This window comes from Lactobacillus sp. UMNPBX1 (genome assembly GCF_002554085.1).
Taxonomy (GTDB): Bacteria; Bacillota; Bacilli; order Lactobacillales; family Lactobacillaceae; genus Lactobacillus; species Lactobacillus crispatus.
Map to the genome: position 1 here is coordinate 39,741 of NZ_PCZI01000011.1, position 13,523 is coordinate 53,263.

General features: G+C 36.9%; 10 protein-coding genes and 1 tRNA gene. All 11 read right to left on the reverse strand.

The annotated features are described in order from the left end of the window. Positions 1-143: 143 nt before the first annotated feature. Positions 144-1,286: an IMP dehydrogenase gene (locus tag CP352_RS06960; RefSeq protein ID WP_089146835.1), complete on the reverse strand. Its 1,143-nt coding sequence runs from the start codon at positions 1,284-1,286 to the stop codon at positions 144-146. A 171-nt stretch (positions 1,287-1,457) separates the two neighbouring features. Beyond that, positions 1,458-3,086 (reverse strand): peptide ABC transporter substrate-binding protein, encoded by a 1,629-nt coding sequence (locus CP352_RS06965; protein ID WP_089146836.1) that lies wholly within the window; start codon positions 3,084-3,086, stop codon positions 1,458-1,460. Between the two features lie 279 nt (positions 3,087-3,365). Further along, complete coding sequence (locus CP352_RS06970; RefSeq protein ID WP_023488458.1) at positions 3,366-4,019, reverse strand: HD domain-containing protein; 654 nt, start codon at positions 4,017-4,019, stop codon at positions 3,366-3,368. Next, positions 4,019-5,332, reverse strand: a complete 1,314-nt coding sequence (locus CP352_RS06975) for a C1 family peptidase (RefSeq protein ID WP_013085743.1) — start codon at positions 5,330-5,332, stop codon at positions 4,019-4,021. The genes CP352_RS06970 and CP352_RS06975 overlap by 1 nt, the downstream gene beginning before the upstream one ends. 34 nt (positions 5,333-5,366) lie before the next feature. Beyond that, positions 5,367-5,439 (reverse strand) — tRNA-Thr (locus CP352_RS06980). 117 nt (positions 5,440-5,556) lie between these two features. Continuing rightward, the gene (locus CP352_RS06985; RefSeq protein ID WP_089147278.1) at positions 5,557-5,913 is read right to left on the reverse strand and encodes a hypothetical protein; all 357 of its coding nucleotides are present in this window, start codon (positions 5,911-5,913) and stop codon (positions 5,557-5,559) included. Positions 5,914-6,332: 419 nt separating this feature from the next. Further along, the gene (gene tyrS / locus CP352_RS06990) at positions 6,333-7,595 is read right to left on the reverse strand and encodes a tyrosine--tRNA ligase (RefSeq protein ID WP_089147279.1); all 1,263 of its coding nucleotides are present in this window, start codon (positions 7,593-7,595) and stop codon (positions 6,333-6,335) included. A gap of 297 nt (positions 7,596-7,892) precedes the next feature. Next, positions 7,893-10,883 carry an LTA synthase family protein gene (locus tag CP352_RS06995; protein ID WP_089147280.1) on the reverse strand — a complete coding sequence of 997 codons (2,991 nt, stop codon included), beginning with the start codon at positions 10,881-10,883 and terminating at the stop codon, positions 7,893-7,895. 37 nt (positions 10,884-10,920) lie between these two features. Next, positions 10,921-11,535, reverse strand: coding sequence for a glycerol-3-phosphate acyltransferase (locus CP352_RS07000; protein WP_089146839.1), 615 nt, complete (start codon positions 11,533-11,535; stop codon positions 10,921-10,923). Then, positions 11,535-12,635 (reverse strand): LCP family protein, encoded by a 1,101-nt coding sequence (locus CP352_RS07005; protein WP_013085738.1) that lies wholly within the window; start codon positions 12,633-12,635, stop codon positions 11,535-11,537. Before CP352_RS07005 ends, CP352_RS07000 begins: the two co-directional genes overlap by 1 nt. Positions 12,636-12,740: 105 nt before the next feature. Beyond that, on the reverse strand, positions 12,741-13,301 hold the full coding sequence (locus CP352_RS07010; RefSeq protein ID WP_023488455.1) for an aldose 1-epimerase: 561 nt from the start codon (positions 13,299-13,301) through the stop codon (positions 12,741-12,743). Positions 13,302-13,523 lie beyond the last annotated feature (222 nt).

The window sequence follows — 13,523 nt, forward strand, 5'->3', positions numbered from 1 at the left end:
ATGCTTTCATTTACTTTTTAATGTTGTTTTAATTATACCAAAAGAAATAAATATATCTAGTGAAAATTTCCAAAAAATTAAAAAAATAAGAGAGAAATTTTGCTTTCTCTCTTATTTTTAACTTTTATTATATCTATTTTGCTTTACTTATAGTTTGGAGCAGCTTTGGTCATTTGAACATCATGTGGATGTGATTCACGTAAACCTGCATTAGTGATTTGAACAAATTGAGCTTTATCAATTAATTCCGGAATATTTGCAGCACCACAATATCCCATACCTGAACGTAATCCGCCATCAATTTGAAAGACTACATCAGATACATCACCCTTGTATTCTACTCGGGCTTCAACACCTTCTGGAACAAGTTTATTAGCTTCGTTTACGCCACCTTGGAAGTAACGGTCACTTGAACCGTGTGCTTGGGCCATCGCACCAACAGACCCCATTCCGCGATAGCGCTTATACTTCTTGCCATTATCTTCAAAAATTTCGCCAGGTGCTTCAGTAGTACCTGATAGCATTGAGCCAAGCATGACAGCATTGCCACCCGCTGCTAAAGCTTTAACAACATCACCTGAATATTTAATTCCACCATCTGCAATGATTGGCTTGTGATATTCACGTGCAGCTGTAGCAGCATCATAAATAGCCGTGATTTGTGGCACACCAACACCAGCAACAACTCTAGTAGTACAAATTGATCCAGGGCCAATACCAACTTTAACGACATCAACACCAGCATCAAACAGTGCTCTAGTTGCATCCCCAGTCGCAACATTACCAGCAATCAAAGTTACTTCTGGAAAATGATCGCGGATTTCTTTGATCTTGCGCAATACCCCAGCTGAGTGACCATGAGCAGTATCGATAACGATCGCATCAGCACCAGCTTCAAGCAATGCTTCTGCTCTTTCAAAAGTATCACTGGTTACACCAACTGCTGCAGCACAGAGCAGATGATTTTGATCATCAGTTGCGGCCTTTGCAGCACTAGTTGGCACAACTACGCTCTTTACGTTGGCTACTTCACCAGCTTGCGCTTGAATTGACATATTCTTGTGCACAACGCCTAGCCCACCTTGGAGAGCCATTGCAATTGCCATTGCACCCTCAGTAACAGTATCCATTCCTGCACTGATCAATGGAATATTTAATTTAATGTTGTCTGCCAGTTGTGTGCTCAAATCGACTTCGTTTGGCAAAACATGGCTTTCTGCTGGAATCAATAAAACATCATCAAAAGTTAAACCTTTTTTGGCAAATTTTGTATCCCAATTAGACATTATGCTCTCCTTTTCTCATTCAAAAAATTATTAGTTTTACTTTACTAGCCTAACTTGCTTTTTTCAAGCGAAAATCAAAAAGCAGACCGATTTTTTCGGTCTACTTTTTGATTACATAGAGGAGTTGTTTATTGTTATAAGTTCTATTATTTAGATATTTAGGATTTTAGTCTACTTTTCAACATAAGCATATTTGAAGTTATAGTTAGCTCCAGCACCATTATATACAACGCCCTTGACAGTTGGACGAACCATCCAAGCTTCTGCTGGCTGGTAAAGTGGTACTACACCTTGCTCAGTTAACAATACACGTTCAGCCTTAGCTAAGTCTTCAAAACGAGTATTTTCGTTTCCAGTAGTTTTAGAAGCTGCTACATACTTATCATATTCCTTATTAGCCCACTTACCCCAGTTGTATGAAGCATTTGAGGTGTTCAAGTCAAGGAATGAGATTGGATCAGTAAAGTCAGCTTGCCAACCCATCAATAAAGCATCAAAGTTGCCATTTTGGCTACGAACTAAGGCAGTCTTTTTAGGTAAACTATTTACTCTGACATTAACGCCTTTCAAGTTTGACTCAATAGTACTTTGCAAGTATTCACCTGCTTTTTTGGCATCATCATCGTCATAGGTTAGCAAAGTGAAGTTAACTTTGCTCTGTCCTAAAGCCTTTTGTGCTTTCTTCCAATAACTTTTAGCTAAAGTAGGGTTATATGTCATTAACTTATCAGTTTCAGCAGTTTTGACTAATTCAGTATAATCTTTGCCATTTACTTCAGTCATACTATTTGGCGAAAAGGTAGTGACTGGCTTGTTAGCACCACCTACAGCTGAAGTTAATGCTTTACGATTAACTGATAATGAAAGTGCACGGCGGAAGTCAGTATTTTGGAAAAGCTTGTTCTTTTCGTTTAATTGTAAATATTGTGTTGAAGAAGCTGGTCTAATTGTATAACCACTCTGGTTCTTCAATTGTTTTGTAGCTTGTGGTGCCAATAATGCTACATCTAATTTTCCAGATTGATACAAGTTGTAGTCGGTTGATGGTGTCTTTTGCACGCTGTAATTAATCTTGCTTAGTTTTACCTTGCTCTTGTCCCAGTAGTCCTTATTCTTAACTAGCTTCCAAGACAAGTTTGAACCGGTCCAGCCTTTTGAGACAAATGGTCCGTTATAAACCATTGTTTTAGATGAGGTACCATAATTTTTGCCATATTTTTCAACAGCATGTTCATTTTGTGGGAAGAAAACTCCGAAGCCCATCAATAACTTAAAGTATGGAATTCTTCTATCCAAAGTAACGGTTAAATGTTGGTTATCATCTGCTTTAACACCGAGTGTTTCAACCTTCTTCTTTCCTGCCACAACATCATCTGCATTCTTTACTCCTGAGAAAAGATAAGCATATTGTGAGGCAGTCTTTGGATCAACAGTCCTACGCCATGAATAGACGAAATCTTTAGCAGTAACTGGATCACCGTTAGACCATTTGGCATTCTTTCTCAAAGTAAAATGCCACACTTTACCATCTTTTGAAACTTCAGTCTTGGTTGCTAAAGCATTTTCCACCTTAGAATTTTTACCTAAACGATAGAGTCCTTCCATCGAATTATTAATTTGATCTAAACTAGTTGCATCAGTCACCTTGGACAAATCTAAAGTTTGTAATTCTGATTTAGTCATCCAATTCAAGGTTTGCTTGGTACCAGATGACGAACTTTTATTTGAACAGGCTGCCAAAGTTGCAGCTGATACGACGGTTAATAAACTTGCACTAAAATACTTTTTCCACTTTTTCATTTTGATCCTCATTCTTTTTTATTACAAAAAAGGAGCAACCTTCACATGGTTGCTCCTTCTATCTATTCATCAAATCATAGCTAGACTATTATTACGCAATTACAAGTGAAGAGAGATTATTTTTATGTCTTGTTTGTAAAATAATAGAACTCTTTAAGTTGTTTATAAGTATAGCTAAATATTTTTTGCTTTGCAAGTTTTTTTTAATATTATTTTTAATTTATTTAAAAAACAAGCCTCAATACTGATGTATCAAGGCTTATTCAAAATTAAATTATTCTAAACATTCCATTCTTGCATAAATTCACGTACAAAGTCGCGCATGTATGCAGTTCGTCTTTCCGCTTCTTTTTTGGCAGCAGGAGTATTCATTAAATCTTCTAAATGAAAAAGTTTCTCATAAAAGTGGTTGATTGTGGTTTCGACATGGTTACGATATTGATCATGACTAGTTAAAACGGCTGGCTTAATCTCTGGATCGTAAATCTTATTGCCATGTTTACCACCATACGTAAAGGCACGGGCAATTCCAATCGCACCCAAACTTTCTAGACGATCAGCATCTTGCACATATTGTCCAGATAAAGGCAAATGATAGTGATGCTCAATATTAGCTGAAAATGACATGTGTTGAATGGTGAATAAAATATCCCATGCCTCTAGTTCATTAAACCCTACTTGCGGCAATAACTCTTCAATTTCATCAATCACCTTTTGTGGGTCAGCACAGATTTTTTCATCAATCGTGTCATGCAAATAACCTGCTGTTTTAATAATAGCAACTACCCGGCTATCTTCATGAGCATCAGCATGATCTACTAAATACATTTGACTAGCCAAATTAGCTACACGTTCGCCATGATAAAAATCATGACCCGTTTTTTCATTCTTTAAGTGTGTTTGAGTAAAATCGATAACTTGTTTAATTTCCATTATGCCATTGAGTCCCATGCTTCTACCGGCGTTGCTTTGCCTTCCCAAATCTTAACCAGTTTTTCCGGTACATATTGTTTTTTAACAACTACTTTGAAGAGATATTCATCAAACCAGTTATCATCCATCACAAAGTAGCCTTTTTCACCGACCTTGCTTCCCCATGAGTTTTCAATTTTCCATTGACGTGGCTTTCCATTAACAACATCCACACCAACCATCGTCATGGCATGAGTTGAACCCGAAGCACCAGTTTCCAGTCTCTCTTTTTTGCTTAACTTAGTTTCAATATTAAAAATAGTATCAGTTTGATAGAGGTTATGAGCTAAAATTCCCTTTTGACGATCGCTATCTTTACCTACATCACAACCAAACCAAAAAGTTTCGCCTGCTTCAAGTTGCTTAATCGCAGCTTCTTTAAGATTTTCAATTTTAGTGTTTAAGAAATGAACTGGACTTCCGCCCTCTACATTGTCTTCAAATGGCAAAGCATACAGCTTATCAAATTCATGATCTGGTGCATTGAACAAAACAATATAGTCATCCAAGTCATCAGTAAAGTAGTCGTGAAAGAAATCAAGTGGAGTAAGATCACCATCAAAATGATACTTACCTTCATCATCCTTAAACTCAAGGTCAAATTTTTGTACTGGTTGACCGAAAGCAATTACTGCCATACGGTAAACCTCACTCAAAAATTCTTGACGTTTAGCTTCAATTTCATCATTTTTACCTGCTTGAGCTAACTTACGCAACACAAGTCCATCTTCTCGCAACTTATTATTCAAAATACGATTGAAGAAAGCAGTATTGTTGGCAGTGAAACTTTCATCTTGAGCATAGGTTGGCACTAAGCCGTACTTCCTAATCAAAGAAACAGCCATAGCCCATTGGCCACCATCAGTATCAGGTCCCTGCATATAAGTATGCACTGTTCTGTCACTAAGTGGACGATCTGCGGTATTCAAAATATTATCAAAGAAAATATTTGCTCGTTCAATTCGATCCCAGAAGAATAAATAATTTTGTGAAAAAGTAAAGTTTTTAGCATTATACTTCTTAGCAAAACCATGACGCAATGTATTCAAGGCCGCAAATAGCCAGCAGCGACCCGATTGCTTTTGATCAGTAACATTATCAGTTGGGATTTCAATTGAAAAAGTGCGGTTCAATTTCCTAACCTTTTCTGAATCCAAACTAGCCTTAGCCACACCATTATTAACAACAGCCAATTCCGCAACCCGATTTTGTGGTTTTTGCTCATATTCTTTTTGAAATTTAGCAATTTCATTCATTGTAAGTTCATGCTTCATAAAATTTTTCCTTTCTTGCCAAAAACAACAACTAAGCCGCTTCCCAGGTTTGAACTGGGGACCTCCTCCTTACCACGGCGGTGCTCTACCTATTGAGCTAAAGCGGCGTCTTCATTGTACCAAAAAAGGCGAAGACATTCATTTGAACATCCTCGTCCTTATTTATTCTCTCCAAGTATTTTTAGAAAATAAGTATTCAAAACGGTTATTAAATTTGCTTTTATTTAGTTCTTAACGACGTCTTTAATATTCAACCATTGACTCTTGTTGATTCTGACAATCTTCTTTTTATTAACTTTCTTAACGTCTTTTACGGTATAAGTAGAACCCATTGCAACTTTTTTGCTAGTTTTTTCAGCATTTTTATTGTAAACAGCTACTTTTTGATTTTTGGTGTCTTTAATAACAACAAAGATCTTATCACCCTTTTTAATAGCAGGATTGGTTGGAGCTTGTGTTGCAGTACCCAATTTAGGAGCAGTAAATGAAGTAGCTTGAGCAATAGGAGTAAGAACACAGTCTAAACTCAAACCGATTACCAAACTTGAAATAATCTTAATAGCTTTTTTAGATTCTAACATTTTAATAACCTCTTTTTATTTACTTACTTTCTCTTTACACTATTACTATAACACTGTTTGATTAGAAGTAAAGTAGATAGTGCTGCTTTTCACATATTTTTATTAAAAGTCAGTTTTTTCAATCAAGTGCTTTGCATCAGCATTTGCAAAAGGTATACGCAGCTATTTTATGTTGGTATTGCACTTGAAGCAGTAAATCGTATAGTAATAATGTGAATTTGTGAATAACTTAATAAATAGATTGTAGCAATTGATTTTAGAAAATAAAATAACAATTTAAGAAGTAAAATATTATTTTACACAAATCATTATCTTTTACAAATATTAGTTGGTAGTAAATATCTCCGATTATTAGCTAAAAAAATAGAGGAAAAAATCCCTCTATTTTTATATATAAAATGTTAAAATCATATATTTAATTATTTAATTGTAACTAAAGTATACTTTCTCTTTCCTTTACGAATAATAACGTACTTACCATCAAAGTCACTTGATGGATCAACTTCGAAATCAGTACTTTGCTCACGATCGCCATTAACATAAATGGCACCATTCTTTACATCTTCACGAGCTTGACGTTTAGAAGGTTCAATCTTAGTGTCAACTAAGAAATCAACAATATTCTTCTTTTCATTGCCAGCTTCCGCACTTGGAGCATTCTTCAAGCCTTGTTCAATTTGAGCAACTGATAAGTTCTTGATATTGCCCGAGAACAAGGCATCAGTAATCATTTTAGCTTCTTCAAGACCTGCTTCGCCATGAACAAACTTGGTAACTTCTTCAGCCAGCTTCTTTTGTGCAGCACGTTTCCAAGGTTCTTTCTCAGTCTTTTCAGCTAAATCTTCGATTTCTTCACGGCTAAGGAAAGTGAAGTACTTCAAGTATTTAACCACATCACGGTCATCTTGATTAATCCAGAATTGGTAAAATTCATAAGGACTAGTCTTTTCTGGATCAAGCCAAACAGCACCACCAGCAGATTTACCAAACTTAGTACCATCAGCCTTAAGCATCAATGGAATAGTTAAACCAAAGGCTGGACGATCTGCGCCTTCAAGCTTATGGATTAAATCAATACCAGCAGTAATGTTGCCCCATTGATCACTACCACCAATTTGAAGTTGAACACCATCATCTTTATTCAAGTGGTAGAAGTCAATTGCTTGCAAAATTTGATAAGTAAATTCAGTAAATGAAATACCATTTTCAAGACGGCTAGCTACAACATCCTTGTTAATCATATTGTTAACTTGGAAGAACTTGCCATAATCACGCAAGAAGTCGATCAAGTTAAGCTTGCTTAGCCATTCAGCATTGTTTCTAATTTCAAAATTTTCAGTACCAAATAACTTCTTCATTTGATTAGTTAAGCTTTCTTCATTGTGCTTAACTTGTTCCGCAGTTTGTAAAGTACGTTCAGTCTTACGGCCTGATGGGTCACCAATCGCACCAGTACCACCACCAATTAAAATTACTGGATGGTAGCCCGCCATTTGGAATCTCTTCAAGATCATGAATGGAATAAGGTGTCCAATGTGAAGGGAATCACCAGTTGGGTCAGTACCACAGTACAATGCCAAATCGTCATGTTCTGCTAAGTACTTTCTCAAACCTTCCTCATCAGTTTCTTGATTAATGGCACCATGCCATTTTAAATCTTCCAAAATATCAAATTTTGCCATAGTTTTTCCTCCAATAAAAAACGTCCCCTGGTCAAAAGACCAAGGGACGACTAAATTACATTATTAGCCGTGGTACCACCCACGTTTGCGCGTATCGCGCCTCTTAATAGTCTTTATGGAAACTACCCCATTAGTACTTCGTCAAAATCAGCCTGCCTAGCTCACACCACACCGCTAGTTCTCTGAACGCTGAGCTGATTTGCTACTTAGATAAGGATATCTTAACGTGAAGACCATCTTTCGTCAACTCTTTTTGCCACAAAAAAAGCCTGAGATTTCTCTCAAGCTTTCTTCTAGCTAGTCACCGATCTTGTAAAAGCCCTTAGCTTTTAGGCCATAAGCTTGACCAGCGGTCATATCATATTGAACCATTTCGTAATCGTTCAATATAGCTTGTTGTTCTGAAGTCAACTTCTTAGGATCTACAAAGTGACCCTTTTGGTCAACCAATTGGAAGCCTTTGTCACCATTAAAGTTAATGGTAATTGCAGGAAGCTTCTCGTGAACTTCAGTCAAAAGTGCTTGGTAAGGAGTTACCTTAGTGTTAGTTTGTTCAAGCATCATAGCAGTGAAGTCACTAGTGTTGACGAAGTTAGTGTTGTGAGTCAACTTGTTCTTAGCACCGTGTTGTCTTGCGTACTTGTTTGAGTAAATGAAGTAGCGAGTTGAGTGCATTTGAACAGGATATTTGCCAGTGTAGTTTTGTGACAAGATACTTGGGTAGTGGTCACCGTAGAAGACAATGGTAATTGGCTTCTTGATCTTATCAATTTGACCAATAAACTTCTTAACAGCTTGGTCGGTGTATTGCGTACCCTTGATGTAAGTTGCCATTTGCTCACGAACAGCGGCAGTGTTGAAGAGTTCACCAGATACCTTGCCCATGTATTCATTGTTTGGATACCAGTTGTTGTAAGGCATGTGGTTTTGAATTGAGATCAAGTTAATAAATTGACCACCCTTCATGCTGTTGATTTGTCTCAAACCGTTAGCATAAGCAGTGAAGTCAGAGTTGTAAGTACTCTTACCAAGTTTCTTTTGATCAATGATCTTGTATTTAGAACCAAGGTAAACGAACTTGTTAAACTTAAATCTCTTGTAGTCTTCTACTCTTGAGTAGTAAGTACCAATGAATGGGTGAACAGCTGACTTGTAGTTGAAGTCCATACCAATGGTTGGGTAGAAGTCGTAGTTTGGTACGATTTGTACATATGGAGTCAAGGTTGACTTGAACATACCCATGTTGAATCCGGTCAAAGTTTCCCATTCCATGTTGGCAGTACCACCACCGTAACCGGCACTAAGCATGCTACCGTATGTGGCACGTTTCTTCATTGATTGGATAAACTTAACTGGGTTTGGAGTTTTTGGATCAATCTTAATTGTTGGGAAAGTATATGGATCAACAAAACTTTCACTCAAGTTGTAGACAATAGTTTGATCCTTTAAAGTATTCTTTCTTGTCTTGTTAATTTTATCAGCAAGTTTGCTGTACTTTTGGTTCAAATGTTGAATTGTAGATTTTGAATAGTTAGTTGGCTTATTCATAATCTGCAGGTCAAAGTAATTCAAGAAGTTCAATAATGGACCGTTAATTTGAATATCACGTTCAGGGTTTCTAAACGATTGCTTATTATCAAAGCCACGGTTAATGTGATAAATAATTCCGCCATCGTGGTTAAAGCGCACTGGTGTCATGAACAAAAGCAAACTCAACAATGCCCAAATACCACGACGTTTCCATGAACCCTTTTTCTTAATTGGAAACTTGATTTCAAGGAAGACACACAATGCAATAATGATTACTAAGGCAATAGCGATCATAATTATCTTTTGTTGGCCGACCATTGGCATCAAGGTCTTCCAGTTAACAATTTCGTCTAATTCAGTTGGATAAATTGGTTCCCCACGAAGATCTAATTTAATCTTGTTGGCAATAGCCCAACCAATTGTAATTACAGTTACTAAAACTGTTGAAGTCCAGTAACGCGTAGTAATGAAGTAGAAAATTGCAAACATTGCATCAAGGAAGATTGCTGTCAAAATAATAGCGAAGAATCTAGTCCCGAGCAAGAAAATTACGGCATTGATATCAGTTGCAGTCGTAATTTGGATCCGCAGATTATCTGATTCAATTAAGAATGAAGCAAAACTTAATACATAGAACCAGCCCCATGTAAGTAGTCGTACTCGATTTTCAACTATCCAAGCAGTGAAGTTAGTCCAAGCATCTTCAACAATTTCTGCTAAGTTATTATGTTGCTTGAAAAAAGCAACCGTCCGTTTAACCGGCTTCACCTTGAATAAATAGCGCTCATATAGCCAGCTTAAGCCCCAGGCAGCTAGCATCATGATGACAATCATCAAGAACTTGTTAAATCCAGCGCTATTGGTAAAGCGGAACGATTTAACAAAACCACCAATAATTGGAGCGTCCATAAAAATAATTACTGGAATAAAGAAGTGCATCTGCTTAGCACTATAGCTAACAATCACTTTTCTAAAGATTAAGAAGGCTGCTAAAACCATTAAGAACAAAAATGGTGAAGCAATATTACTTAAAAATTTAGGATTCCAAGAATAAACGCCACTTCGACCAGATAATCGTTGGTACCAGTAAACCCCATTAAATCCGGGAACACCGATAAACATTACGAAGAAAGACATTACTCCAGCTGCAATTGACCAGCCAAAGACCTTTTTAGGAATTTTAACGTTAGCTAAAAACATCCCCCAAGCAAAGTACAAGATCAAATAAATGCCATAAATTGACTTGTTAAAGATCATTGTACCTGCACTAGTCGCAAAACCAGTCAAAGTTAATGCGCTAAGCAATAACACATTTTGCTTAGTAGTAATGCGATGTTGTAATTCATACAAGTATGGTTGAACTAGCATGCTAAAAATTAAGCCAGCCAACAATACTGATGTACTAGTCAAAACTGGGAAAAATACTCCCCAGAGTTTCCACATATTAAAAGTACCTGGTCGTTTAAAGAAGTTCACCAAGTATAAAAGCACTAGTGTAACAACCGCTATAATCCAAAACTTAAAGGCTTCAGTTGGATGAACCTTTCTTTTGCTATAAACAGCACCAAAGACCATTGGTACTAGTACCATCGTACTGTGACCAAGTAGTCCTGGAATAAATCTCATTAGGGTACTTAATGGTAATCTACCAAAAGTGCTCCCCCAAGAATACATCTGCACTAGCATAAAGAATGCTGCGACAATCAAACAAATGATTTGAAGAGCATTTAGTGATTTTTTCTTGTTAATCTCACTCATTTTCTCTAGTCTGTGTCCTCACTAAAAATTTCTGTCATTACTTAATGATCCCTAGCTTCTTTTTAATTGAAAGCAGAATATCAACCTTTTTGCCATGACCGGTGAAAAAGTCTACGATATCATGCCAGAACTTAAAGCACATAATCAAAGTAATCACGATAAAAACAATTCCTGCTTCTTGATTATGCAAGAATGTATTTATACTGAATAAAAGCATAAACACTAAAGGCGGAATCGTCAAATTTTGCATAATTGCTGTTAATACCAAAGCCACTAATAAAGTAGCAAAGCCAGCTTTCCAATTATAAAAAACTGCTACCTGAGCTGCAACCGCAACTCCTTTGCCACCTCGAAAATGATCCCAGATTGGAAAACAATGTCCTAAGATCAGGCCTAGCCCTGTATAAGCAATATTAATATGAGCTGGAAAAGCAAAATATACAATAAACAAGGCAATTAAACTTTTAAGCAAATCGCCTAAACAGGTTAAAATACCCCATTTTTTACCAAAAACAGCACCCATGTTAGCCGTTCCTGGATTATGTGAACCGTATTCAGTAGGATTTATTTTTAAAAAGATTTTGCCAACGATCATCGCCGTTAAGAAATTTCCAAAAACGTAGCCAATCAGAGTAGCCCAAATGCGCGCCATTAATTATCACCTTCTTCGGTGTAATCATAGATATGATAGTGCTGCGTTTTTTCGCTCTTAAAGCTAAAGCCATTTGCAATATTCTTTTCGTTTTGGAAAGTTTCATTATTTGAAATCGTTTCCTTAGGTAAACCTAATTCTTTGCGCACCAGGTTAGAAATCCGTTGCAATTCACTAGTTGGCTGTACTTGATAAGCCGCATCGTCGATCATTGCATTGTAACCATGTAGATAATCACTAGATGACGAATTGGCACAACTACGATAATTCATCGCAATCTGCTGCATCGCACTAAATGGCAAGTTAGTCCGAACATTGCTTGACACAGAAGTCAAAATTGAATCCAGATTTGATAATGAACTAATTGAAACTGCCTTCTTGATCAAGGTGGTAATTACCTGCCGCTGTCGTTCTTGACGACCATAATCTCCACGCGGATCATCATAACGCATTCTAGAATATGCTAGCGCACCTGCACCACCCATATGGGTCAGCTTGCCCTTTTTAAAAATATAACCGCCATATTCAAAGCTAAGCGTTGGTCTAATATTAATTCCGCCAACATAGCGAATCATCTTCATGATTCCACCCATGTTAACGACGGCATAATACTTGATTGGCACATTGATTAACTTAGAAACTGAATCCATTGACATCTTAGCCCCGCCTAATTCATAAGCGGCGTTAATCTTTTCTGTCTTGAAGCTCTCGCTTCCAACCATCTGTGCCATCGTATCACGCGGTGTTGAGACCAATGTGTAACGCTTCTTAGCAGGGTTAACTACAGCTAAAATCATGGTATCAGTCCGGCCGCGCTTTTCAGTTCGATCAAGGGCACCTGTATCAGTCCCCATCAGTAAAACAGCGAACTTCTTCTTTCCATCAAATTCACCTGTAGTTTTCACTGCAGTCTTAGGATCATAGGTCTTATCAACCGCTGACTTAGTACGGAAATAAACTGAGGCAAAGTACGCCGCTCCAGCAACCGCAAGCAAGGCTACGATACTAATAACCCAGACCCAAATATGACGATTTTTATAACTGTGTGTGTCTACCCGACTATTATGCGGGTGATTAGATCTTTGTTTTCTATCTTTCATAAAATATACCTATTATGATGTAAATTCACATTGAATGTATTATAACAAAAAAAGCAAATCATCGCTGACTTGCTTAGTATATCTTATTAAAATCGTTACTAATTTTTACTTCAAAGTCAAGCTTAACGCAAAATTATGGCTACTTTTTGCCTCTAATTCAATTTTATCCGTAAAAGCTGTAACGCTTCCTTCTTTTGCACTCAACTTAAAATCAGTTGAAGTAAGATCAATGCCATGTTCTTTGCCAGTCAAACTAATCTTATTGACCTGGCTTTCACTTTGCCAAGAAGTTGGTAAGATAAAGCCCAAAGAAAATGGCAGTTCCTTATTTGAAGAATTTTTCAAATAAAAGGATATGTTGACTTGATTACCCTCCAAAGCATAAGTAGTCATTACTTCAAAATGATATGGAAAACTCTTATAGCTCTCCGGCGTATCAATTAAAGTTAGACTTACGCGAGTATCACCTTTGTCAACAACGGTCCAAGGCAACTTGTTAGCCAAATTATCGGCTTGATCCATTACTGGAAAAGCAAGTGCCATACCTTCTTCACTTTCTTGCTCGCCGAGATAATTAAATTGATCTGTTAAAGACACCAGATGTGCCATCCGGGCCCCATTCTCATCGACAGAGACTTGAAAGAGAGAATTATCGATTGTTTGCATATTTTTCTCCCAATTTCTACACTCCTGTAACTCAAAATAGCACTTATCATATACAACTGTCAATTTTCACCACTTTCTTAGAAAAAATGGCGATCTTTCTTTATTTATAATATAATGAAGTTGTTCCAAAAAAATTATGAAATCAAAGAAATAATTATAGTTTTTGGAGCAAGTTGATACAAAGAAGGCATCCCTTAACGGTGATGCCTTTTTTGGTGCATA

Coding starts and splice junctions, on each gene's coding strand:
- CP352_RS06960 (WP_089146835.1), bottom strand. CDS start 1,286: ATGTCTAATTGGGATACAAAATTTGCCAAAAAAGGTTTAACTTTTGAT.
- CP352_RS06965 (WP_089146836.1), bottom strand. CDS start 3,086: ATGAAAAAGTGGAAAAAGTATTTTAGTGCAAGTTTATTAACCGTCGTA.
- CP352_RS06970 (WP_023488458.1), bottom strand. CDS start 4,019: ATGGAAATTAAACAAGTTATCGATTTTACTCAAACACACTTAAAGAAT.
- CP352_RS06975 (WP_013085743.1), bottom strand. CDS start 5,332: ATGAAGCATGAACTTACAATGAATGAAATTGCTAAATTTCAAAAAGAA.
- CP352_RS06985 (WP_089147278.1), bottom strand. CDS start 5,913: ATGTTAGAATCTAAAAAAGCTATTAAGATTATTTCAAGTTTGGTAATC.
- tyrS (WP_089147279.1), bottom strand. CDS start 7,595: ATGGCAAAATTTGATATTTTGGAAGATTTAAAATGGCATGGTGCCATT.
- CP352_RS06995 (WP_089147280.1), bottom strand. CDS start 10,883: ATGAGTGAGATTAACAAGAAAAAATCACTAAATGCTCTTCAAATCATT.
- CP352_RS07000 (WP_089146839.1), bottom strand. CDS start 11,535: ATGGCGCGCATTTGGGCTACTCTGATTGGCTACGTTTTTGGAAATTTC.
- CP352_RS07005 (WP_013085738.1), bottom strand. CDS start 12,635: ATGAAAGATAGAAAACAAAGATCTAATCACCCGCATAATAGTCGGGTA.
- CP352_RS07010 (WP_023488455.1), bottom strand. CDS start 13,301: ATGCAAACAATCGATAATTCTCTCTTTCAAGTCTCTGTCGATGAGAAT.